The following is a 23,131-nucleotide window of genomic DNA, read 5'->3' on the forward strand; positions in this document are numbered from 1 at the left end:
AGGCGCCCTGCCAGCGGCGTCACGACCACCGCCACCAGGAACACCGCATAGATCGCGCCGATCCCGACCGTGCCGAAGCCGAACGGCGCGCGGGCCAGGCGCAGGCCGACGAACGTGAACGTCGCGACCTGCGACGCGAGCACGCACGCGCCGATCGCGAACGACGCGAGCAGCGGGCCGCGCGTGACGATGCGCCAGGCCGGCCCCGCACCGGCCTCCGTGTCGGGTTCGACGCGACGCGCGATCGCGCCGGACGCCGGCAGGCTCGCGTAGATCGCGACGCCCGTGACGAGACACAGCGCCGCGACGACGTCGAGCGCATGCCGCCAGCCCCACATCGACGTCATCAGGTTGGTCGCGAAGCGGCCGGCGAAACCGCCGAGCGTCGTGCCGGCGACGAACAGCGCGCTGATCTCGGCCGACGTGCCGCGATCGAAGCGCTCGGCGATGTACGCGATCGACAGCGCGAAGACGAACGGCATCACCAGGCCGGCGGCAAAGCGCGCGCCGAGAAACGACGCGAAACCTGCCGCATGCGCGGACCACACGACCGGCAGCGCGACGGCCATCGCCGCCAGCGAGATCGCGATGCGCCGCTCGATGCGCGCGGCCAGCACGCCGACGAACGGCGCGATAATGGCGACGGCCGTCGTGGTGGCGCTCACGCCCTGCCCCGCGCGCTCCGCGCTGACGCCGAAGGTGGCCGCGAGTTCGTGCAGGATGCCCTGCGTCGAATACAGATTGAGAAACGCGGCGAAGCCGCAGAGAAAGAACGCGATGCGCGTGGTCCTGTCGTTCATCGGAGCTGCCTGGTCGTCGATGCCGACAGTCTGACGAGCGCGCCGTGCGCACGCCAATACCGTTTTCATCGCGATTGATACCGGAACGACAACAATGCTCGACCTGCGCCGCCTCCGCTATTTCGTGGTCGTCGCCGACGAACTGCACTTCGGCCGCGCGGCATTGCGCCTGCGCGTCGCGCAGCCGCCGCTCACGCGCCATATCGCCGCGCTGGAAAGCGAGCTCGGCGTGCGGCTGTTCGAGCGTTCGACGCGTGCGGTGCGGCTGACGCCGGCAGGTGCCGCGTTTCTCGAACAGGCGCGCAACGTCGTCAGCGCGGCCGCCGAGGCCGAGGCGAGCGCGCGCAAGCTCGCGCAAGGCATCGCCGGACGAATCGTGATCGGCTATGCGAGTGCCATTCCGATGTCCGACACATTCCCGGACGTCATCCGCGCCGCGAGCCGCACGATGCCCGACGTCGAATTCGCGTTCCGCGAGGCGGCGACCGCCAGCCAGCACCGGCAGATCGCGGACGGCACGATGGACATCGGCTTCGGCTGGGCATGGGGCGACGCGCCTGGCGTGCCGGTGGCGTCGCTCGTCGTGTCGCGTGAACCGCTCGTGGCCGCCGTGCCGGCCGGGAATCCGCTCGCGGGCCGCGCGAGCGTCGACGTCGCGGCGCTGGCGAGCGAAACCTTCGTGACATTTCCGCCGGGTTACGGCTCGGCACTGGCCGCGGCACTGGACGACCTGTGCGCACAGGCCGGATTCGCGCCGCGCATCGGTGCGACCGCGGCACAGATCACGACGCTCGTGTCGCTGGTGGCCGCCGAACGCGGCATCGCGATCGTGCCGGGCTTCACGGCGACGCTGCAGCGTCCGGGTGTCGTGTACGTGCCGCTCGCCGGCGCGCGCGCGGTCGAGCAGATCATGTCGTGGGGCGAGCCGTTTGCGTCGGCGTGCGTCGAACGCTTCGTCGCACTCGCGCGCTCGCTTGTGCAGCCCGCATCGGCTTGATGCGAGTCAAGCGATCCGGATCGACCTTCCCCGTGGTTTCCGCGTTCCGGCCGCGCGACACCCTCTTCCGTACCGATCACGTTCGCCGGAACGGTTGATCGCCCTCACCGAATGCCGCGGGTATCGCCGGAATGACGCGCGCCGCACTGCCGCCGCGACGCGCGTCCCGAATGCCGGCGCGCTCGCCTGCGAAATCGATGAGGGCTGCTCGCTACCTCACTGCACCACGATGGTGTAAACCGCTCGCGCGTCAGCCAGTCCTCCGTCATTCGTGGCCGTGACGGTAAACGTGTACCGCCCGGTCTTCCTCGGCGTACCGATAATCCCGCCCGTATCCTGATTGAACTGGAGGCCAGGGGGCAAACCCCCGTTGGTCACCGTGAAGCGGACGGTCGCAGGCGTATTCGTCGTGATTTTCGCTCCGTAGAGCGTGCCTTGAGTGGCGACCGGCAGGACGGCGGGGCCCAGTTGCGGTGTGGGTGCCGATACGGTCTGCGGAGCGCCGATCGGGACGCCGTCGGCATTCACCTGCTGCAACGACCAGCTTTGCCCGGGGGTGACGGCGCTCAGGGTCCACGAGGTCGTCTGGTCGCGAAGCGCGGCCCTCTGCTTTTCGGTGAACGCGCCGAGATTCCTGGCGGTTTCCCACTGCTTGATCTTGTCGAGGATATCCGGCGTCGACTCTGCCGAGAGCAGGAATGCCACCGTGCTCTGGAAGCCAATGCCGGCGTTGAGCGCCGCGCCGCGTGCGAGCCTGGTTTCGATCATGGTCAACGAGACGCCCGTGATATCGAACCATCCAAGCATGCCCGGCAGGTAGTTGGCCTGGTAGAAGGCGTTGTCGCGGTACAGCTGATCCACGTCCGGGTTGGACCAGCTCGCGCGGGTCAGCGTGTCCCATGCGTTCGAGGTCATCCGGCTCGTCTCGCTGATGTATCCGTCGTGCCCGGTCTGGGCGGCGTAGGTGCCGTTGATCAACCGGGCAATGCCGAAGCTGCCCCAGCCGGTATCACTGGCGGATTCCACCCCGTCGAAGGAGTGGGACCGGATGCCGACGTTGTTCCTGATGGCGCCCAGCCGGGTGGCGATCTCGTCGATGATGCCGAGGCCGCCGATGGCCCCGCCGTACGAATTCACGATCACCCTCGCAACGGGCGTGCCACGCGCGGCTTCGGCCGGGACGGAGCCCCACTGGCCTCGGGTCAGTCCACTGACTTGCCATTCGGTGACGCCCCTTTGGACCGCGTTGAACGAGATGAACTCGTTGCCGATACGCAGCATCTGCTCGTTGATCCCGTCCCGCACCGGCGCGAATCCGCTCAAGTAGAGCATCGTGCTCGTCATGCTCAACTGCCGGGACAAGGCGGCTTGACCGCCCAAGGCCAGACGAGGATCCGCGGGCGGCGAAACGTACGGATCGATGGAGGTGGGCTGGCCGACGCTGATGAAGTCCGACATGGTATGGACGCCGACGCGGACGCCGTACTCCTTTGCCGTTTCCACCAGCTTTTCGGCTCCGCTGTCGCTGTCGCCGAAGGTGAAGTCGAACTGATAATGCCCGGTGTATTTCCACGGGCCGCGAAAATTCCGTGGCGAGTAGATGTAGTTGATTCCCGCGCTGCTGGCGAATCGGGCTGCCTTGCCGACATTGCCGGTGTCGAGATCGTCCAGCACGAAAGACGACTGGCCGCTGGCCTGCGCCACTTTCTGCCACTGGCCGTTCTGGGTCGGATACGGGAGGTTTTCACCCGAGGCAATGAACGACAACAGGGTCGTCACGAGCTCCGGTGCGCTGCCGTACAGCGCAATCTTCGAACCGATGACCGAGCCTGCGCTGTCGAGCGGGCCGAGCGGGATCGGATAGCCATTGGGATTGAGCCGGTCGCGCCGGCGCGTATAGTCGAACGTGAAGGCGCGCAGCACGGCCCCCCACGACGTCTTCGCCGCCGCGCACCACGGCTCCAGCGCCGCCACGTCCACGTTGTAAGGATTGGGGATGACGTCGCTTTCCCAGCCGTATTGCGGATATTCCTTGGGCCACGCGCCTTCGGTGCGGTCGTTGAGCGGCTTGAGGCCGATCGCGAATTCGTTGTCTCGCACCACGCCCGCGGCTTCGCCGACGGTCTGGTTGATCGCGACAGGCAACGGCCCCCACAGCAGCGTCTGAACGTCGGAAGCGGGATCGGTCGACACGCGGGTGACTTCAAAGGTGGCGTAGCCGTTTTTCTGTAGGACGCGGACATCGACCTCGAATGCGAGGCCGGCATCATTCACGAAGGACAGCGTGTTGTCGGCGGACGACCATCGGACGCCGGCGGGTTTCGCCAGTACGCCGTTGATCACGAGCCTGACGAGCGGGACGGATTTCCCGGGCGAGATGTAGTTGCGGCCGCTGCGCGAATCGATGAGTTCGACGACAGCGCCGGTGGAGTCCAGGCCGAGCGTCAAGTAGCCGGCCGGAATGTGTAGAGTGCTTGTCATGTTTCGACTTTCCTGACGAAAATGGCGGGGCCGTGAGCGGCGCAGATGCACCCGTGCCCCCGTCCTTGGCGTGCCGCGAGCCAATGTTGGAATTCCGAATCGATCGACCCGACGGACAGATGGCGACAGTCGGCGGATACCCCGGACATTGGACGTAGCGGGTCTGCCCGACCGATTCGAGCGCTCCCGCCTGCCGTCGATGCCGGCATCTTTCATCGAAAGGCCAGCGTGCCGGCGCTTTCGAGCGCGATCCTTTGCGGCGCCGGGATCGCGGGATCTGCGCCGCGAGCCCTGGGTCCTGGGTCCAGCAACGCACCGTCACCGCCTCGACCGCCCTCGCCTGCGCAAACAACCTGCGCGGAGCATGCGGCGCGACAGGCGACGCCGATGGCGGCCAGCCGCAGTGAATGGCTGCGGCTGGCCGGCCGCCGGAACTGCCTCGTCAAACTTCCGGCGGTGAAGCCGGCGCAATTGGAAAGAGGCAGCGGCCGCGTGATTCCGGTTCGGGTTTTACTGGCTCGGCACTTCGGCGATATACGAAACGTAGAGGTTTTGCCCCCAGTCGCTGCCCGAGTAGTTGGGGAACACCCTGTCTTCGCGGGTGATGTTGACGTTGAATCCGGTCGTCGTGACCTTGGTCACCGTCACCGAGAACGTGTCCGGATAACTGGATGCGTCGTTGGGGTCCTGGAGGGCCGTCACGACCACGATGGGAGCGGTCGAAAACGTGCCCGGAAACGTGATTTGGGCATTGAAAGGCGGGTTGATCCAGGAATCCTGATTGCCGCCTTGAACGCTTCCGACTGCCTGCTTTGCTACGATTCTTTCCAGCATGTTGAGCTCCTGATGGTTGGAACGACGTGACGTCGTGAGTGAGCCTCGCGCGAAAGCACTTCGCTCGCAGACAACGTTATGCCGCGCATGCGTCGAAAGCGATTACACGTGATTACATGATTGAGGCGGCCATCAAGGGGCGTCGGAAGCGTCGATTTCATGTCGAAATCGACGGCAATTTTGTCCCGCTCCGCGCCCGATGCATGACGGAACGATGTCGAATCGGCAAGATCGTTACGTATCGAGAATCAAATAACAAAAAGAACAACTAAGCATTCACTATTCGACGCGAATCCTCCAAGATGGGCACGCCGCCGGCCGGGCATGCCCGGTCGCCCGACCGGCGGCGATACGCGGGCCAGCGTATCCCTCTTCCACTTGGAGAACACAATGCACAACAATGTGTTGCCGCGTTTCATCCCGCGCGCGCTTGCCGCGGGTTGCCTGCTCGCCGTGGCGAGCGTGTCCCAGGGCGCCGGCGTCTATGCGCCCTACGTCGACGTGACGCTCTATCCGACGCCGCTCGTCGACCAGATCGGCGTCCGGCAAGGCATCCAGCAGTTCACGCTCGCGTTCGTGGTCGCGGGCAACGGGTGTACTCCGTCGTGGGGCGGCGTGCAGCCGATCGGCAACGGCGCGAGCGGCGGCCTGCTGACCGCGCTGTCGACGTCGATCGCGAGCTATCGCGCGAAAGGCGGCGAAGTCGCCGTGTCGTTCGGCGGCGCGAACGGCACGCCGCTGATGCAGGCATGCTCGACGGTTCCCGCGCTGGCGGGCGCGTACCAGACCGTGATCGATACGTACGGCCTCACGCACATCGACTTCGACATCGAGGGCGCGTCGCAGCTGGACACGGCCGCGGTCGCGCGCAACTTCCAGGCCGTCGCCCAGCTGCAGGCGAGTTACGCGGCGAAAGGCAAGCCGCTGCACGTCACGCTGACGCTGCCGACGATGCCGACCGGGCTCACGCAGGACGGCCTGAACGTCGTCAACGCGGCGATCTCGAACAAGGCCGTGTTCGATGCGGTGAACGTGATGGCGATGGACTACGGCCCCGCGAACATCGACATGGGGGCGGCCGCGATCAGCGCCGCGCAGGCGCTGTACGCGCAACTCGATACGGCCTTCAAGTCGGCCGGCCAGCCGAAGACCCATGCCCAGCTCTGGCAGATGGTCGGCGTCACGCCGATGATCGGCGTGAACGACGTGCAGGGCGAAACCTTCACGCTCGCGAATGCGCAGAGCGTGCTGAACGCGGCGGTCGCCAACGGCTACGGCTTCTTCGGCAACTGGTCGGTCGGCCGTGACCAGGCGTGCCCGTCCGGCGGCACGTATGCGTCGCCGACCTGTTCGGGCGTCGCGCAGCAGCCGTACGCGTTCGCGACGATCTTCAGGCAGCTCGACGGCAAGTGGGGCGCGGGCGTCACGCAGGATCCGAACTACGGCGGCGGCTCGGACGGCGGCACGCCGCAACCGGGCGCGCCCTGGGCGGCCGGCCAGGTCTATACGGCCGGCGCGACCGTCACCTACCAGGGCACGACGTATCAGGCGCAATGGTGGACGCAGGGCGACGTGCCCGGCCAGGCCGCCGTGTGGAAACCGGTCGGCGGCGGCACGGCCACGTGGTCGGCGACCACCGCGTATTCAGGCGGCACCTGCGTGATGTACCAGGGCGCGAAATACTGCGCGAAATGGTGGACGCAAGGCGACAACCCGAGTGCGGGCGGTGTGTGGGTGAAATCGTGATGCCGCGGATCGGCCGTCGCTAGGCCCGCACGCGTATCGGGGGCCGTTCACGGCGATCGCGGCCCGATCGCCGGCGGACGGCCCGCTTCGCTTGCCTACCCTCCTCCAGTACGCCCGCCGTCAGCCGCGCGCGTGCTCGGCGAGCAGCCTGGCCTTCGCGTCGACGAGCAGCGCCGCATGCGTATCGCGATGCTGGCGGATCCGCTCGGACGGCCCGACCACCGACAACCCGTACCAGTCGCCGTCGAGCGTCAGCGCGACCGCGATCGCCGACAGCTCGGGCGCACTCTCGCCGAAGTTCTCGGCCCAGCCGAGTTCGCGAAACCGGGCGGTTTGCGCGACGAGCGCGGGCAGATCCGCCACCGTCGCGTCGGTGAAGCGCTCGAACGGCAACTGCGCGCCGAGCGCCTGCTGCGCGTCGCCGGCCAGTTCCGCGAAGATCGCCTTGCCGATCGAGTTCGCATGCAGCGGGCGCAGTTCGCCCGGCTCGCGCGTATAACGGATCGCCTGCTCCGATTCGACGACGTCGAGGTAGGTGACCGACACGCCCTGGATCTTGCCGAGCACGGCCGTCTCGCGGCTCGCGTCGCGCAGCGCGACGAGATGCGGATGGACGATGTCGACGACCGGGTCGGTCGCGTCGATCGCCGCGGCGATCGTCTGCAGGCGGCGCGTCGGGTAGTAGCCGCCGCGCCTGCGCACTTCGTACAGGTAGCCGCGGCTCACGAGCGTGCGCGCCATCGCGAGGCAGCTCGACGCCGGCACATTGAGCAGGCGCGCGAGTTCGGTGAGCGGCAGCGGCCGCCGTTCGGCGGCGAACAGCTCGAACAGGTCGAGCGTGCGGGCAACGAGTTTGACGTCCATGACGAGCGCTTGAATCGGAACGGGAAACCGCGCGCCGGGCCGGCCGCCGGGTCGGTACGGTCAGTACGACTTCGGCAGCCCGAGCACCTTCTCCGCGATGTAGCACAGGATCAGTTGCGGACTCACGGGCGCGAGCCTCGGAATCATACACTCGCGCAGGTAGCGTTCGACATGGTATTCCTTCGCGTAGCCCATCCCGCCGTGCGTCGCGACCGCCGTCTGGCACGCCTGGAACGCGGCTTCCGCGCCGAGGTATTTCGCGGCGTTCGCTTCCGCGCCGCACGGCTGCCCCGCGTCGTAGCGCGTCGCGGCCTTCATCACCATCAGCCACGCGGCCTCGAGCTGCATCCACGCCTGCGCGAGCGGATGCTGGATCGACTGGTTCTGCCCGATCGGCCGGCCGAACACGACGCGCTCGCACGCATACTGCGTCGCGCGGCGCAGCGCGGCCTGCCCGAGCCCGATCGCCTCCGCCGCGATCAGGATGCGCTCCGGATTCAGCCCGTGCAGCAGATAGCGGAAGCCGTCGCCTTCGTTGCCGATCAGGTCGCCTTCCGGCACGCGCAGGTTGTCGATGAACAGCATGTTCGAATCGACCGCCTTGCGGCCCATCTTCTCGATCTCGCGCACTTCGACGCGCGACCGGTCGAGATCGGTGTAGAACAGGCTCAGCCCGTCGGTCGGCTTCGCGACCCGGTCGAGCGGCGTCGTGCGCGCGATGATCAGCATCTTGTTCGCCACCTGCGCGGTCGAGATCCAGATCTTGCGCCCGCTCAGCACGTAGTGGTCGCCGTCGCGGCGGGCCTGCGTGCTCAAGTGCGTGGTGTCGAGGCCCGCATCGGGTTCCGTCACCGCGAAGCACGCCTTGTCGCGCCCGGCGATCAGCGGCGGCAGGAAACGCGCCTTCTGTGCGTCGTTGCCGAACACCTGCACCGGGTTCAGCCCGAAGATGTTCATGTGGACGGCCGACGCGCCCGACAGGCCGGCTCCCGATGCGCTGATCGTGCGCATCATCAGCGCGGCCTCGGTCATCCCGAGCCCGGCCCCGCCGTGCGCCGGGTCCATCGCGATGCCGAGCCAGCCGGCCTCGGCAAGCGCCGCGTGAAAGTCGGCGGGAAACCCGCCCGCGCGATCGCGTTCGAGCCAGTAGTCGTCGCCGAAGCGCGCACAGATTTTCTCGATCGCGCTTTCGATTGCGCGCTGGTCGTCGGTCAGGTCGAACTGCATGGATGGCTCTCCGGGAAAAGGCCGAGCGGCCGCGCCGCTCTGAAGAAAATGCCAGGCGACGCCAGGGGGTGCGCCCGGCGGAACGTTCCCTCGCGGGATCGCCCCGTCGGAGCGCCGGCACGACGCGGCAGGCCTGGGGCGCTCACAACGGAAACACGCCGACGATCACCGCGGCAAACACCATCAGCACCGTGGCGGCGAACAGGAACGGAATCGTGAATTTCTGATGCTCGGCGAGCTCGACGCCGGTCAGGCCGACGATCAGGAACGTCGCGGGCGTGAGCGGGCTCACCGGGAACCCCGTCGTCATCTGGCCGAGCAGCGCGGCCTGCGCCATCTGGATCGGCGGCACGCCGAGCAGCTTCGCGCTTTCCGCGAGCACCGGCAGCACGCCGAAGTAGAACGAATCGGGATCGAACAGCAGGCTGAGCGGCATCGACAGCAGCCCGAGCACGAACGGCATGTGGCGCGCATGCTCGACCGGCACGTGCGCGACCACCACGTCCGCCATCGCCTTCAGCATCCCGGTGCCGGACATGATGCCGGTGAACGCGCCGGCCGCGAGCAGCACGCTCGCCATCATCAGCGCGGCCTTCGCATGCGCGTCGATCCGCTCGCGCTGGGCCTGCACGTCCGGGTAGTTGATCACGAGCGCGGCGACCGTGCCGAGCATGAACATCACCATCGGGTCGACGATGCCCGACACGAGCGTGACGAGTACCACGAGCGTCAGCGCGAGATTGATCCGGAAGCGTTCCGGCCGGCGTAACGCGCGCTCGGCATCGGTCAGCGCACGCGGCGCGATCTCGAGCGGCGCCGCGCCGGCACGATCGAGCCCGAGGCGTTTCGCCTCGCGCACGCCGAGCACGTACGCGGTGCCGAACACGAACACGAGCCCGACGGTCTGCACCGGAATCATCGGCATGAAGATCGCGGAACCGGGAATGTGCAGCGCCGCCGACGCCCGCAGCATCGGCCCGACCCACGGCAGGAAATTGACGCCGGCCGCCATCGACGCGACGCACGCGAGGATGCGCCGATCCATTCCGAGCCGCGTATAGAGCGGCATCATCGCGGGCAGCGTGACGAGAAACGTGACGGCGCCGGAGCCGTCGAGGTGAATCAGCAGCGCGAGCAGCGCCGAGCCCATCACGATGCGCGGCGGATGGCAGCCGATCACGCGCAGCACGCCCGCGATGATCGGGTCGAGCATCCCGGCGTCGGTGAGGATACCGAAAAAAAGAATCGCAAAAACGAACATCCCGGCGATCGGGCCGATGTTCTGTACGCCGTGCACGATGAACTTGCCGGTCGCGAGCCCGAAACCGGCCGCGAGCGACGCGGCCACCGGCACGACGATCAGCGCGACGAGCGGCGACAGCCGCTTCGTGATGATCAGGCCGAACAGCGCGACGATGGCGATCGCGCCGATCCATGCAAGCATGATGCGTCTCCTCTTCAGCCGGTGTGCCCGTGGGTGGGCCGGCGTGGGGTTCGAATGGTCGTGCGGTACAGCGCCGCCGGTCGCGCGGTACGCGTCGGCGGCCGCGATGCCGGTCAGTTCCGGCGCGGGGCGTTATCGCGGTCGTTATCGCGTTCGGTAGCGCAGCCGGTCGTGCCGGCGTCGGCGAATACCTGCGCCGCGTGTTCGTTCAGCGCGGGCGGCGGCCGCCGGTACGTGGCCGGCGTGCGGCCGAGCTTGATCGGCGACGCGATGCCGCGATGCCGGCCCAGCTCGACCTTCATCTCCCGATGCGCGACATGCGGATGATCGAGCGCCGCATCGAGCCCGAGCACCGGCGCGCACGGCACGCCGCGGCGCATCAGCTGCTCGGCGAGCGCCGCGCCGTCGTGCGCGGCCAGCGCCGTTTCGAGCAACGTGCGCAGCACGGCGCGGTTCGCGCTGCGCGCGCGGTTGTCCGCGAAACGCGGATCGCCGGGCCAGTCGCGCGTGCCGAGCACGTCGCACAGTGCCGCGAACTGCCCGTTGTTGCCGACCGCGAGAAAGATGTCGACGCTCGCCGTCGGAAAGCTGTCGTACGGCGTGATGTTCGGATGCGCGTTGCCGGTGCGCACGGGCGCGTTGCCCGAATGGAAGAAGTTCGGCGTGTGCGGATGCAGGATCGACAGCGCGCAATCGAACAGCGTCGCTTCGACGAACTGGCCGCGGCCGCTCGCGTCGCGCTCGCGCAGCGCCATCAGCACGCCGAGCGCCGCGTTCAGCCCGGTGACGAGATCGACGATCGGCACGCCGACCCGCAGCGGCGCGCCGCCCGCTTCGCCGTTGACACTCATCAGCCCCGCGAGCGCCTGCACGGCCGCGTCATAGCCGGGCAACCCGCCGAGCGGGCCGTCCGCACCGAAGCCCGACACGCGGCAATGGACGAGGCGCGGAAACCGCGCATGCAGTGCGTCGAAACCGAGCCCCCAGCGCTCCATCGTGCCGATCTTGAAGTTCTCGACGATGGCGTCCGCGTCGTCGAGCAGGCCGAGCAGCCGCTCGCGGTCGGCCGGTTGCGTCAGGTCGAGCGCGATGCCGAGCTTGTTGCGGTTCACCCCGAGGAAGTACGACGCGGTATCGCCGTCGAACGGAGGCCCCCACGTGCGTGTTTCGTCGCCGGACGGCGGTTCGACCTTGATCACCTCCGCGCCGTGGTCGGCAAGGATCTGCGTGGCGTACGGGCCGCCCAGCACCCGCGACAGATCGATGATGCGCAATCCCGCCAGCGCGCCCTGCTGCTCGTGTTTCGCCATGCGTCCCGCTCCTGGTTCCGGTTGATCGGACTGCCGGTTCCGGCAGGTCAGGCGCCTGCGACGCGACCGTCCGGATTCGACGAATAATTCTTGTATGTGAATTTATATTCACACTGGGGAATTATGTTGTCAACCCCGGCGGTACCCTGAGACCGTGCGGAAGACGTCGCCGTGCGCAAGTGGGGACGACACCGAACACGGGCCGGTTGCGATGGCGCCCCGCCTTTCGCTAAGCTGGCGGGAAATCTCTATCTCGAAAAATTCAGGCGGACTATTCATGAAACGGATGCTGCTGGCGGCCTTCGTGCTGGCGTCGACGCTGGGTGTCGGACATGCGCAGACCCAGACGTACCACTTCGGCGAGGGGCAAACGCAGATGCCCGGGGGAGCACCGCACGCCACGGCACCGACCGCACGGCACGCGAACCCGCCGCCTCACCATCGGCGTGCCGTTCACAAGCGCCGCCATCCGCGCCACGTGAAGCCGACGCGCAGCGGGATCTATAAGCACACGTGACCCGGCGCCCGTTGCGCGACGCCGTGCACGGAACTGTCATGAACGACCGGTAGGATCGCTGCGGCTGCCTGCAAGCCGTCGCGGCCGCGGCCGGGCAACGCGCCGCCGACGCGCACTTTCTCCACGATTCAGCACCTGTTTTGCCGAACATGAGTACCGGGCCGGACACCCTCGCCGTCATCAAGGAACGCGCCACGATCGTGTGCCGCCAGCACGGCAGCGTGCTGCTGGTCGCTCGCACCGCGTCGCGCTGGTCGCTGCCGGGCGGCACGATCCGGCGCGGCGAGACGCCGCTCGACGCCGCACTGCGGGAGCTCGCCGAGGAAACACGGCTGGAGGGGCTCGCGCTCGACTACGCGGTGCAGTTCGGCGGGCTGACGAAGCTCCACCACGTGTTCGTGGCCGACGTGCCGGCGCACCTGACGCCGCGCGCGAGCAACGAGATCGCCCGCTGCAAGTGGTTCACCGTCGACCGGCTCGACACGCTCCGGGCGAGCGTGCCGACGCTCAAGATCATCGAGTTGCTGCGGCTCGACTGTTTTTCGGCGATCGCGAACGGCCGGCTGCGCTGACGTCGATCCCGCCCGCGCCCGTCACGTGCGCAGGAACGGGCCGGCCTTGCGTTCGAGCAGCATGACGAGTTCTGGCTGCATGTACGTGTAGCGATCGGGAATGTCGAGGCAGACGACCTTCTTGTGCCGCAGATGCGTACCGAATTGCGCGGCCAGCCTGGTCTTGTGCGCGCGCTCCATCACGAACACGACGTCGGCCCAGTCGAGCTGCTCGGCGCACACGTGCGTGTCCGCGTCGGGCGCGAGGCCCGCCGAGTCGGTTTCGACACCCGGCCATGCGGCGAATACCGCTTCGGCCGTCGGGCTGCGCAGCCGGTTGCGGCTGCAGATGAAGAGTGCCCGTGTCATGTCGCTGCGAGGTTCAACCTTGCGGAATCGTGCCCGGCCGGACGTACGCGAGCATGTGCGACACGTAGTCGGCCTTGCCGAGTTCGACGCCATGGTGGCGCAGGATAGCGTAAGCGGTGATCGCGTGGAAATTGAACTGCGGCAGTGCCCAGTCGCGCGCGTACTGTTCGCCCGTCATGTCGAATGCGACTCCGTTCGGCAACTCGAGCGCGATCGGCAGCGCGCCGCCGCCGTCGAGCGCGTCCGGCGCGAGTTCGCCGAGAAATGCGAGCGTGCCGGCGATGATCGCCTGCGCATCGGCGAGCGAGCCGGGCTGCGCATCCGCATTCCATCCCGCCTCGCGCAAGGCCAGCAGTGCAGCCGGCAACGGTTCCCCACGCAGCCGGTGGATGGGCTCCATGGCCTGGAAGCACGAGAAGCGCACCTGCGCCGCGAGCGGATACATGTCGGGCGCCAGCTTCAACGTCATCGCCGCGTCGGGCGCGTCGCCCGCGGCCTGCCGGTGCGCAGCGGCCTTGTCGAGCCACGCGGTCTGTGCGCGCAGCATGTGGGTGAAGGTCGGAACGAGAAGTTGGGTCGGTGTCACGCGTGCGCTCCTGGGTTGGGTTGTCGTTTGCGCCACGATAGCAGCGTCGGTGCAAACGTGCATCCCGGCCCGGGTGACGAACGCGATTCGATGCGGATTCAACGGTGCGGCATGGCGACGCATGGCGTGCGGGTGTTCCCCCGCCGCGGGACGATCACGACGCGCGGCCGTTGTCCCCGGCCTCAAGGCTTGCCGTGCCGGGCCAGGAACCGGTCGAGCTGCGATGCAAACGTCTTGCCGTCGCGCGCGCTGAACGGCGCCGGCCCGCCCGTGTCGATCCCGGCGCTGCGCAACTGGTCCATCATCGCGCGCGTCGACAGGCGTTCCTCGATGTTCTCGCGGCTGAACCAGTTGCCGCGCGGGTCGAGCGCATGCGCGCCCTTGTCGAGGACGGCGGCGGCCAGCGGGATGTCGGCGGTGATCACGAGGTCGCCGGCTTCCGCCAGCTCGACGATCCGCGCATCGGCGACGTCGAAGCCGGCCGGCACCTGCACCGCCTTGATGAACGGCGACGGCGGTGTGCGCAGGAACTGGTTCGCGACCAGCGTCACGCTGATTTCGGCACGACGCGCGGCGCGAAACAGCATGTCCTTGATGACGGCGGGACACGCGTCGGCATCGACCAGTACTTGCATGGCGGTTTTTTCCAGTGGGCAGAAGCAGAAGCGGCGATCATAGCGCACCGCGGCCGGCGATCAGCCGGTGCGGCCGGTGCACAGCGCGTCGGCCGTCACCCATTGCGCGCCCCACGCAGCGGCCAGCCGCTCGCCCTGCCCGATCCGCACGGCCGCATCGTCGAAGTCGACGAACACGACGTGATCGGCCGCCGCGGGTTTGGCCGGCATCTCGCGCGTGCGTCCGTCGGACAGCACCCACAGCCAGCGCTGCTTGTCCGGATCGCGCCGCGCCGCGCGCGCGAGCAACTGCGCGGCGGCCGCGACGCCGTCCGCGAGCGGCGTACCGCCGCCACCGTCGACCGGTTCGAGCCAGCGCGCATTCCACCAGCGCGGCACGGCCGGGCCGAAGCGCCGCGCGGCGCCGTCGCCGCCGAAACAGACCAGCGCGGTTTCGACCCGATCGCGCGCGGCTTGGTCGAAATACGCGACGATCAGCCCCTTCGCCAGTGCGAGCCGCTCGTGCGACAGCATCGACGCCGAACAGTCGAGCACGAAGCAATGCAGTGCATCCGGTGCGCCCGCCCGCTTGCGGAAGCGCAGATGGCCGCGATGCAACGGATCGCCGCGCTTCGCGGCGAACGTCGCCGGCCATGCGACGGCCGTGCCGGTGCGCGCCGTGCCCGGCACGCGGGCGGCTGCGCCTGGCTGCCATCGAGGACCGCGAACGGCGTTCGCGGCGGCGCCGGCTCGATGGCTCAGTGTTTTTTTAGCGGCAGCGGCACCACGCTTTTCACGTCGCGCAGCCCCGCCGGCTCGGGCCGCAGGTAGCCCCAGTCGCCCTGCGCGACCGCGGCGCCGTTCCCGCTTGCGGCCGGTTGATCGCCCGGCTGCTGGCGCGCATCCGGCGGCGAACGGTCGTCGCGTGCATGATCCGGCTGCGACGCGCCGGACGACGGCGGCGCACCGGCATGGCGCCGGTGCCGCAGCACGGCTTCGGCCACACGCGCCACATGCGACACCGTTACCGTATCGGCCTGCTCAAGTGCGGCGAGCGCGCGCGCCGCGCGCAACATCACGAGGTCGGCACGCAGCCCGTCGACGGCCGCGTCGATGCACAGCGCGCTGACGTGCGCATGCACCGCATCGCCGAAATCGAGTGTCGCCAGCCGTGCGCGCGCCGCGTGAATCCGTTCGCCGAGTGCGCGCTGCGCGGATGCGTGGCGCGCGCGGAACGCCTCCGGATCGAGATCGAAGGCAAGCCGCGCCTTCACGATCCGCTCGCGCTGCGCGGCGTCGAAGCAGTTCTCCAGTTCGACCATCAGGCCGAAGCGGTCGAGCAGTTGCGGACGCAGCTCGCCCTCCTCGGGATTCATCGTGCCGACGAGCACGAAGCGCGCGTCGTGCGCATGCGACACGCCATCGCGTTCGACGATGTTCACGCCGCTCGCGGCGACGTCGAGCAGCGTATCGACGAGCCCGTCGGCGAGCAGGTTCACCTCGTCGACATACAGCACGCCGAGATGCGCCCGCGCGAGCAGGCCCGGCCGGAAGCGCACGCCGTTTTCGGCGAGTGCATGCGCGAGGTCGAGCGTCCCCGTCACCTGCTCGTCGCTCGCCGACAGCGGCAGCGTGACGAACTGCCCTTCCGGCAACAACTCGGCGAGGCCGCGCGCGGCGGTCGATTTCGCGGTACCGCGCGGGCCGCTCACGAGCACGCCGCCGAGCGACGGGTCGATCGCGGCGAGCAGCAGCGCCTGCTGCAGCGCGTCCTGTGCGACGAGCGCCGCAAACGGAAAAACCGCGCGCGCGCGGTGCGTCGTCGGATCGGTCATCGCCGTCCCCCTTCCTGGAGTTGTTCGCTGTCGAGCCAGACCGTTTCGATCCGCTCGCGATAGTCGCCCGGCTGCTGCCACAGGCCGCGCTGCATCGCCTCGACGAAGCGTTCGCAGATGCCGTGCAGCGCCTTCGGATTGTGCCGTTCGAGGAACGCGCGGGTGGCGTCGTCGAACAGGTACGCGTCGGCGACGAGCGCGTACTGGTGGTCGGACAGCACGCGCGCGGTCGCGTCATAGCCGTACAGGTAGTCGACGGTCGCCGCCAGCTCGGCCGCACCCTTGTAACCATGGCGCTTCACGCCGTCGAGCCATTTCGGGTTGACGACGCGCGAACGGATCACGCGCGCGATTTCCTCGCGCAGCGTGCGCATCTTCGGCGCGACCGGGTTCGCGTGGTCGCCGTGGTAGATGCTCGGCTGCTGCCCGGACAGGTGCCGCACCGCCGCGGTCATCCCGCCCTGGAACTGGTAATAGTCGTTCGAATCGAGGATGTCGTGCTCGCGGCTGTCCTGGTTCTGCACGACCACGTCGATCGTTGCGAGCCGCTCGCCGAACACGTCGGCCGCGGCGTCGCCCGCGCTGTTCTGCGCATACGCATGGCCGCCCCACTGGCGGTACGCCTCCGCGAGATCGGCGTCGGTCTGCCAGCGGCGCTGGTCGATCAGGTCCTGCAGGCCCGCGCCGTAGCTGCCCGGCCGCGCGCCGAACACGCGCCAGCCGGCGCGGCGCCGCGCTTCGTCCGGCGCCACGCCCTGTGCGACCCACTTCGCGCGTTCGCGCTCGATGCGCGCGCGGATCGGGTTCAGTTCCTCCGGCTCGTCGAGCGCGGCCACCGCCTGCACCGCTGCGTCGAACAGATGCATCAGGTTCGGGAACGCGTCGCGGAAGAAACCCGATACGCGCAGCGTCACGTCGATGCGCGGCCGGTCGAAGATCTCGATCGGCAGGATCTCGAAGTCGGTCACGCGGTGGCTGCCGTGCGCCCATTTCGGCCGCACGCCAAGCAGCGCGAACGCCTGCGCGATGTCGTCGCCGCCCGTGCGCATCGTCGCCGTGCCCCACACCGACAGCCCGATCGCGCGCGGATAGTCGCCGTGATCCTGCAGATGGCGCTCGATCAGCTGCTGCGCGGATTTCAGGCCGAGCGTCCACGCGGCCTGCGTCGGCACCGCGCGCGTGTCGACCGAGTAGAAATTGCGGCCGGTCGGCAGCACGTCGGGGCGGCCGCGCGACGGCGAGCCGCTCGGCCCCGGCGGCACGAAGCGGCCGTCGAGCCCGCGCAGCAGCTGACGCATTTCCTCGCCGCCGCACGCGTCGAGCGCCGGCAGCAGCGTCGCGCGGACGCGCTCGATCACGGCGAGCGTGTGCGGCCAGTCGCCGGGGGGCGTCGCGTCTTTCGCGCCCGTACGGCTGCCGTCGGCTGCACACAGCCTGTCCAGCCATTGCTGCGCGAGCCGTTCGAGCCGTTCACGCGTATCGCCCGCGTGGCGCCACGGCGATGCGTCGAGCGCCTGCAGGATCGCCGGTCGCGGGCCGACCCACGGCGCGGCCCAGTCGGCCGCGAGCGGATCGAAATCGTCGCCGAGCGCGAGATCGCGCGCGAGCGCGCCGATCAGTCCTGCGCGTGCGCCCTTGCCGTCGCCGACCGGAAAGCGCGCGAGCGCCAGCAGCGTGTCGCGCCGCTGGCGCCCGGCCGGCGACGCGCCGAACACGTGCAGCCCGTCGCGAATCTGCGCTTCCTTCAGTTCGCACAGCCACGCGTCGACGCGCGTCAGCAGCGCGTCCTCGTCGCCCGCGTCACGCGGCGGCGACACGCTCAGTTCGTCGTGCAGCCGGTGTTCGGCGATCGTCGCGAGGATCGTCTTGCGCAGCAGCTTCGCGCGCCGCGCATCGACCATCAGCGCTTCGTAGTATTCGTCGACCTGCCGCTCGAGATCCTGCAGCGGGCCGTAGTTTTCCGCGCGCGTGAGCGGCGGCATCAGGTGATCGACGATCACGGCCTGCGCGCGGCGCTTCGCCTGGCTGCCCTCGCCCGGATCGTTGACGATGAACGGATAAAGATGCGGCAGCGGCCCGAGGGTCAGGTCGGGCCAGCACGCGTCGGACAGCGCGACGCTTTTGCCCGGCAGCCATTCGAGGTTGCCGTGCTTGCCGAGGTGGATGATCGCGTCGATGCGATACGCATCGCGCAGCCAGAAATAGAACGCGAGATACGCATGCGGCGGCACGAGATCCGCGTCGTGGTAGCTCGCGTAGTCGTTCTCGCCGCGCGAGCGCGACGGCTGGATGCCGACGAACACGTTGCCCGCGCGCCAGCCGGCGATCGTGAAGCGCCCTTGCCGCAGCGTCGGATCGGCTTCGGGCGGGCCCCAGCGTGCGTTCAGTGCGTCGCGCACGGCCGCCGGCAGCCGCGCGAAATGCGCGACGTAGTCGGCCAGCGGGAAGCTCTGGAAGGCGGGGCGCAGCGCATGCACGGCCGCGTCGTTGGTCACGCCTTCGGTGAGCCGCGCGATCAGCGCGTCGCCGTCGGGCGGCAGGTCGGCCACCGCATAGCCCGCGTCGCGCAGCGCCGCGAGCACGCGCAGCGCGGACGCCGGCGTATCGAGCCCGACACCGTTGCCGATCCGCCCTTCGCTTTGCGGATAGTTCGCGAGAATCAGCGCGACGCGCTTGGTCGCGTTGTCGAGCGTGCGCAGCCGGCACCAGCCGCGCGCGAGCGCCGCGACGAACGCGATCCGCTCGGCGTCCGGCTGGTAGCGCACGACGTCGACCTCGGTGTGCGGGCAGCGGTACGCGAGCCCCTTGAAGCTCACCGCGCGCGTGACGATCCGGCCGTCGACCTCGGGCAGCGCGATGTGCATCGCGATGTCGCGCGCATGCAGGCCCTGGTTGTCGGCCACCCACGCGTCGCGATTGCCGCCGGACAGGATCACCTGCAATACCGGCGCGTCGCCGGCGAGCACGTCGTGTTCCGGGCTGTCGATCGCGCCGGCCGCGAACGCGGTCGTGTTCAGCACGAGTGCGACGTCGTGCGTGTCGCAGAGCTGCGTGATGACTTCGCGGCTCACCGCATCCTTCAGCGACGTGACCGCGATCGGCAGCGGATTCAGCCCTTCCCGCACGAGCGCATCGGCCAGCGCATCGAACACGGCCGTGTTCGCGGCCTGCCAGTGCGCGCGATAGAACAGGATCGCGACAACGGGTGCGCCCGGCGTCCAGCGCGGCCGCCAGTCGTCGACGCTCGCGCGGTCGCGCGCCGGGTGATACAGCGCGGCGGCCGGCAACGGGCGCGGCGGTTCGGGTTCGTCGCCGAACCCGAGTGTGTGGAATGCGATGCTGCGCAGCAGCGCCTCGGCGTTGTGCACGCCGCCTTCGCGCAGGTAGCGCCACCACAGCCGGCACAGGCCGGGCGCGACGGTGCTCTTCGCGACGAGGTTCGGGTCTTCCTGCAGGTCGCCCGAGAACATCGCGAGCTGCTGCGCGCGCTTCGACGCGAGCGACACGGCCTGCTCGATCCCGTACGGCCAGTACGCCTCGCCGCCGAGATGGTCGATCACGACCGCCTTCGCGTGCTGCAACACGTCGTCGACGTAGAAATCGACCGACGCCGGCTGCCGCAGGAACGTGACGTTCGCGAGCCGCACGCTCGGGAAGCCCGCAGGCAGGTGCGGCACGACGCTGGCAAGCAGCGACAGCGTCGTGTCGGCCGAGCTCAGGATCACGATGTCGGCCGGCTGCTGGTCGATCCGGACGACACCCTGCGTATCGTCGACGAAGCCGCCCGGCGTGGTGCGCAGCAGATGCATCGTGCGTTACGCCTGTTGCGGCTCGGCCGCGCACGCGGCGTCGAACGCGCGTTGCAGCGCCGCCGCGTCGAGATCCTCGCCGATCAGCACGAAACGGCTCGCGCGCGTTTCGCCGTCCTGCCAGCGACGGTCGAAATAGCTGTCGAAACGGCGGCCGACACCCTGGATCACGAGCCGCATCGGCGCGCCGGGCAGCGCGGCGAAACCTTTCGCGCGGTAGATCGTATGCGCTTCGACGACGCGCTGCAGCGCGGCGATCGTCGCCTCGCGCGTGCCGGCATCGCCGGACACGACCACCGAGTCGAAATCGTCGTGATGGTGATCGTGATCGCCGTCGTCGGCCGAGCCGTGATGGTCGTGGCGCAGGTGGATCGTTTCTTCCGATGCCGATTCGAGGCCGAGCAGCATCGCGAGATCGAGCTCGCCGCGCGTCGCGCGCACGATCTTCACCTGCGGCGGGATCTCGTCGCGGATCGCGGTTTCGATCTGCGCAAATTCCGCGTCGCCGACGAGATCGGCCTTGTTCACGATCACGAGATCGGCGGACGACAGTTGATCGGCGAACAGCTCGTGCAGCGGCGATTCGTGGTCGAGGTTCGGATCGGCGCGGCGCTGCGCGTCGACGGCCTGCGGGTTTTCCGCGAACTGGCCGGCTGCGGCGGCCGGCCCGTCGACGACGGTCACGACCGCGTCGACCGTGAAGCTGTTGCGGATCGTCGGCCAGTTGAACGCCTGCACGAGCGGCTTCGGCAGCGCGAGCCCGGACGTCTCGATCAGCACGTGGTCGATGTCCGCGCGGCGCTCGACGAGCGCTTCCATCACCGGATAGAACTCCTCCTGCACGGTGCAGCACAGGCAGCCGTTCGCGAGTTCGTAGAGCTGGCCCGATGCTTCGCCTTGCGCACCGTCGGCATCCTCGCAGCCGATGCCGCAACCCTTGAGGATTTCGCCGTCGATGCCGAGTTCGCCGAATTCGTTGACGATCACCGCGATGCGGCGGCCTTCGGCGTGCTGCAGGATGTGGCGCATCAGCGTCGTCTTGCCGCTGCCGAGAAAGCCCGTGACGATCGTGACGGGAAGCTTGCGTAGGGTCATGGTAGGTCCTGTGTCGAAAAAGGAATCAGCCCGGGATCGTCGCGTCGATGGCGGCGTGGCAGTTCATCTGGCGGATCGCGGGCATGCCGCCGCGCGATCCGGACGGACAGTCGCGGGACGGGCGGAACGACGAATCGGACATGGTGCTTCCTTGCGAACGGTCGACATCGTGAATGCCAACACGGCTGCCGCCGGCCCGGCTCGCGCGCCTGCCGTTCACCGCGCCGCCCGGCGCGGGTTCGCGCAGCGGCAGATCGGCGGTGGAAACGGACAACACGCGGGCGTCGGGCCTGCTGCGGCCGTGGACGATGCGCCGCCTCCCCGCGGCGCTGAACCCCAACGTTTGGGCCGGTATCCGGGCTGGCGAACACGCCGCTTCGCCTTCCCGGATGGACAGCAATCCAGTGGCGGTCTTCCGCATGCGCGCGGCATGCGGCGAAGCGGCGCTGCGTGGCGCTTGCGCGCGACGCGTTCGCTTACCGTTGCGGGGGCAGCACAGGTTGGCTCGACTGCGGCGCAGGCAGGCTCCCTGTTTCCCGTTTAACTGCGCGCACCGGAGCGGCGCGCGCGAGCACCAAAACGCGTGCGAGTGTAGGCGGCGGTGCGGGGAGCGTCAAGGCAAAACGGGCTGCCGGGCCCGGTTCCGGAGGGCCGCCGTGCGCGGCCGGACGCCGCGCACGGCGGTTCGCGCGGGGGAATCGCTGTGCTATCGTAGCGCCGCGTTCGGTGCTCGCATGCGCATTCCGTGCATGCAGTTAAACGGGAAACAGGAGGCGGATCGCCGCCCTGCCTGTGCTGTCCCCGCAACGGTACGCCGCCCGCGCGACGCGCTTCCCCGCGCACGCGCCCAGGCCGCCCACGATGCCACTGCCCGTCCACCGGGCGGGAAGGCTGCGGCCTGGCAAGCGGCCAGCCCGGATACCGGCCGACGCAAGGGGCGAGCCCGATGCTCGCCGAACGCCCGATCCGCGGGGGACGGATCGAGTGCGCATTCCGCCCGCGTCCGCGCGGGCTTCGTCCGATCCGTCATGCTTCACCTGTCTGCTGGCCGCTGCCCCGCCCGCCTTCCCGTTTCCACTGTTTCGACACGGTGCGCGCCGTGCCGCGCCCGATGAGCCGCGCCTGGCTCATCGGCGCCGGCCCCGGCGACGCCGACCTGCTGACGCTCAAGGCCGTCCACGCGATTGGCTCGGCCGACGTGCTGCTCGTCGACGATCTCGTGAACCCCGACGTGCTGCGCCATGCGCGCGCCGATGCGCACATCGAGCACGTCGGCAAGCGCGGTGGCCATGCATCGACGCCGCAAGATGCGATCGTCGCGGCGATGCTCGCGCATCTGCGCGCGGGCCGCAGCGTCGCACGGCTCAAGGGCGGCGACCCGTTCGTGTTCGGCCGCGGCGGCGAGGAGCTGGCCGCACTCGGCGCCGCGGGATTTCAAGTCGAGGTCGTGAGCGGCGTCACGGCGGGCATCGCCGCGCCGGCCGCGCTCGGCATTCCGGTCACGCAGCGCGGCGACGCGCAGGGCGTGATCTTCGTCACGGGCCACGGCGCGGGCGCCGACGAACCCGACTGGCGCGCGCTCGCGGCCACGCGCATGACGATCGTCGTCTACATGGGCATCCGCCGGCTCGACACGATTGCAGCCGCGCTGCGCGAAGGCGGCCTGCCCGGCGACACGCCGTGCGCGGCGATCGAGAACGCGACGCGCCCCGAACAGCGGCACGTGCTCGCGACGCTCGACACGCTCGTCGAGCGTGTCGGCGCGACCGGCATCGGTTCGCCGGCGATCGTCGTGATCGGCCGCGTCGCGGCGTTCGCCAACGATCCCGCGGTACGCGCCGCACTCGGCGGCCGCGCGTGATGCGCGTCGCGATCGGTGTCGGTTTCCGCGCGGGCGTGACGGCCGCGCAACTCGATGCCGCGATCCGCGTCGCGCTGGTGCGGTACCCGGCTGCCGAACCGGCGCTCGTCGCCACGCTCGCCGACAAGGCGCGCGCACGCGCGTTGCGCACGCTGTGCGCGAGACGCGGCTGGCCGCTCGTCGCGTTCGAC

21 protein-coding genes and 2 riboswitches are annotated in these 23,131 nt (G+C 69.2%); of the genes, 6 read left to right on the forward strand and 15 right to left on the reverse strand.

The genetic code is table 11. The features are described from left to right. Positions 1 to 800, reverse strand: an 800-nt coding sequence (locus tag DPV74_RS24550; protein WP_162923124.1) for an MFS transporter, incomplete at its 3' end; no start/stop codon positions are given. A gap of 94 nt (positions 801 to 894) precedes the next feature. Between DPV74_RS24550 and DPV74_RS24555 the strand changes: the two genes are divergently transcribed. Further along, positions 895 to 1,797: a LysR substrate-binding domain-containing protein gene (locus DPV74_RS24555; protein WP_060172210.1), complete on the forward strand. Its 903-nt coding sequence runs from the start codon at positions 895 to 897 to the stop codon at positions 1,795 to 1,797. Positions 1,798 to 2,013: 216 nt separating this feature from the next. On the opposite strand, the gene DPV74_RS24560 is transcribed toward DPV74_RS24555, so the two are convergent. Both DPV74_RS24560 and DPV74_RS24565 read right to left on the reverse strand, forming a co-directional pair. Next, the gene (locus DPV74_RS24560; protein WP_162923125.1) at positions 2,014 to 4,278 is read right to left on the reverse strand and encodes an Ig domain-containing protein; all 2,265 of its coding nucleotides are present in this window, start codon (positions 4,276 to 4,278) and stop codon (positions 2,014 to 2,016) included. A 510-nt stretch (positions 4,279 to 4,788) separates the two neighbouring features. Further along, positions 4,789 to 5,112, reverse strand: a complete 324-nt coding sequence (locus DPV74_RS24565) for an H-type lectin domain-containing protein (RefSeq protein WP_027787415.1) — start codon at positions 5,110 to 5,112, stop codon at positions 4,789 to 4,791. 390 nt (positions 5,113 to 5,502) lie between these two features. Between DPV74_RS24565 and DPV74_RS24570 the strand changes: the two genes are divergently transcribed. Then, positions 5,503 to 6,858 (forward strand): chitinase, encoded by a 1,356-nt coding sequence (locus DPV74_RS24570; protein WP_059700229.1) that lies wholly within the window; start codon positions 5,503 to 5,505, stop codon positions 6,856 to 6,858. A gap of 120 nt (positions 6,859 to 6,978) precedes the next feature. Here the strand turns inward: DPV74_RS24570 and DPV74_RS24575 are convergent, their stop codons facing one another. The 4 genes from DPV74_RS24575 to DPV74_RS24590 form a co-directional block, all read right to left on the reverse strand. Further along, positions 6,979 to 7,722 carry an IclR family transcriptional regulator gene (locus DPV74_RS24575; RefSeq protein ID WP_021160072.1) on the reverse strand — a complete coding sequence of 248 codons (744 nt, stop codon included), beginning with the start codon at positions 7,720 to 7,722 and terminating at the stop codon, positions 6,979 to 6,981. A gap of 60 nt (positions 7,723 to 7,782) precedes the next feature. After that, positions 7,783 to 8,949 carry an acyl-CoA dehydrogenase family protein gene (locus tag DPV74_RS24580; protein ID WP_021160073.1) on the reverse strand — a complete coding sequence of 389 codons (1,167 nt, stop codon included), beginning with the start codon at positions 8,947 to 8,949 and terminating at the stop codon, positions 7,783 to 7,785. Between the two features lie 142 nt (positions 8,950 to 9,091). After that, positions 9,092 to 10,393 (reverse strand): CitMHS family transporter, encoded by a 1,302-nt coding sequence (locus DPV74_RS24585; RefSeq protein ID WP_119338124.1) that lies wholly within the window; start codon positions 10,391 to 10,393, stop codon positions 9,092 to 9,094. A 113-nt stretch (positions 10,394 to 10,506) separates the two neighbouring features. Further along, entirely contained in the window at positions 10,507 to 11,703 is a 1,197-nt protein-coding gene (locus tag DPV74_RS24590) for a CaiB/BaiF CoA-transferase family protein (RefSeq protein ID WP_240440017.1), read from the reverse strand. A 277-nt stretch (positions 11,704 to 11,980) separates the two neighbouring features. Here DPV74_RS24590 and DPV74_RS24595 point away from each other — a divergent pair, with 277 nt between their 5' ends. Beyond that, entirely contained in the window at positions 11,981 to 12,220 is a 240-nt protein-coding gene (locus tag DPV74_RS24595; RefSeq protein WP_119338125.1) for a hypothetical protein, read from the forward strand. Positions 12,221 to 12,369: 149 nt separating this feature from the next. Next, a complete protein-coding gene (locus DPV74_RS24600) occupies positions 12,370 to 12,792 on the forward strand; it encodes an NUDIX hydrolase (RefSeq protein ID WP_119338126.1) in 423 nt (140 codons plus the stop codon). A 21-nt stretch (positions 12,793 to 12,813) separates the two neighbouring features. On the opposite strand, the gene DPV74_RS24605 is transcribed toward DPV74_RS24600, so the two are convergent. The 8 genes from DPV74_RS24605 to DPV74_RS24640 form a co-directional block, all read right to left on the reverse strand. Continuing rightward, positions 12,814 to 13,140: a low molecular weight protein tyrosine phosphatase family protein gene (locus tag DPV74_RS24605; protein WP_027787422.1), complete on the reverse strand. Its 327-nt coding sequence runs from the start codon at positions 13,138 to 13,140 to the stop codon at positions 12,814 to 12,816. A 13-nt stretch (positions 13,141 to 13,153) separates the two neighbouring features. Further along, entirely contained in the window at positions 13,154 to 13,726 is a 573-nt protein-coding gene (locus DPV74_RS24610) for a DUF1993 family protein (protein WP_027787423.1), read from the reverse strand. A 182-nt stretch (positions 13,727 to 13,908) separates the two neighbouring features. After that, on the reverse strand, positions 13,909 to 14,361 hold the full coding sequence (locus DPV74_RS24615) for a YaiI/YqxD family protein (protein WP_119338127.1): 453 nt from the start codon (positions 14,359 to 14,361) through the stop codon (positions 13,909 to 13,911). A 60-nt stretch (positions 14,362 to 14,421) separates the two neighbouring features. Continuing rightward, the gene (locus DPV74_RS24620; protein WP_119338128.1) at positions 14,422 to 15,030 is read right to left on the reverse strand and encodes a VWA domain-containing protein; all 609 of its coding nucleotides are present in this window, start codon (positions 15,028 to 15,030) and stop codon (positions 14,422 to 14,424) included. A gap of 68 nt (positions 15,031 to 15,098) precedes the next feature. After that, positions 15,099 to 16,175, reverse strand: coding sequence for an ATP-binding protein (locus DPV74_RS24625; RefSeq protein WP_119338129.1), 1,077 nt, complete (start codon positions 16,173 to 16,175; stop codon positions 15,099 to 15,101). Next, the gene (cobN, locus tag DPV74_RS24630) at positions 16,172 to 19,984 is read right to left on the reverse strand and encodes a cobaltochelatase subunit CobN (RefSeq protein ID WP_119338130.1); all 3,813 of its coding nucleotides are present in this window, start codon (positions 19,982 to 19,984) and stop codon (positions 16,172 to 16,174) included. The genes DPV74_RS24625 and cobN overlap by 4 nt, the downstream gene beginning before the upstream one ends. A 6-nt stretch (positions 19,985 to 19,990) precedes the next feature. After that, positions 19,991 to 21,079, reverse strand: coding sequence for a cobalamin biosynthesis protein CobW (gene cobW / locus DPV74_RS24635; protein ID WP_060205537.1), 1,089 nt, complete (start codon positions 21,077 to 21,079; stop codon positions 19,991 to 19,993). 25 nt (positions 21,080 to 21,104) lie between these two features. Next, positions 21,105 to 21,419, reverse strand: a complete 315-nt coding sequence (locus DPV74_RS24640) for a hypothetical protein (protein ID WP_162923123.1) — start codon at positions 21,417 to 21,419, stop codon at positions 21,105 to 21,107. After that, a riboswitch (cobalamin riboswitch) is annotated at positions 21,408 to 21,673 on the reverse strand. It overlaps the preceding gene by 12 nt. 113 nt (positions 21,674 to 21,786) lie before the next feature. Continuing rightward, positions 21,787 to 22,024: riboswitch (cobalamin riboswitch) on the forward strand. A 166-nt stretch (positions 22,025 to 22,190) separates the two neighbouring features. Here DPV74_RS24640 and cobA point away from each other — a divergent pair. Both cobA and DPV74_RS24650 read left to right on the forward strand, forming a co-directional pair. Further along, positions 22,191 to 22,940, forward strand: a complete 750-nt coding sequence (cobA, locus tag DPV74_RS24645; protein WP_119338131.1) for a uroporphyrinogen-III C-methyltransferase — start codon at positions 22,191 to 22,193, stop codon at positions 22,938 to 22,940. After that, positions 22,940 to 23,131 (forward strand): cobalamin biosynthesis protein (locus tag DPV74_RS24650; protein ID WP_205571939.1); only part of this gene is annotated, 192 nt, incomplete at its 3' end. The genes cobA and DPV74_RS24650, both read left to right, overlap by 1 nt.

The organism is Burkholderia sp. HAN2018 (genome assembly GCF_024704855.1).
In the GTDB taxonomy this organism is placed as follows: domain Bacteria; phylum Pseudomonadota; class Gammaproteobacteria; order Burkholderiales; family Burkholderiaceae; genus Burkholderia; species Burkholderia cepacia.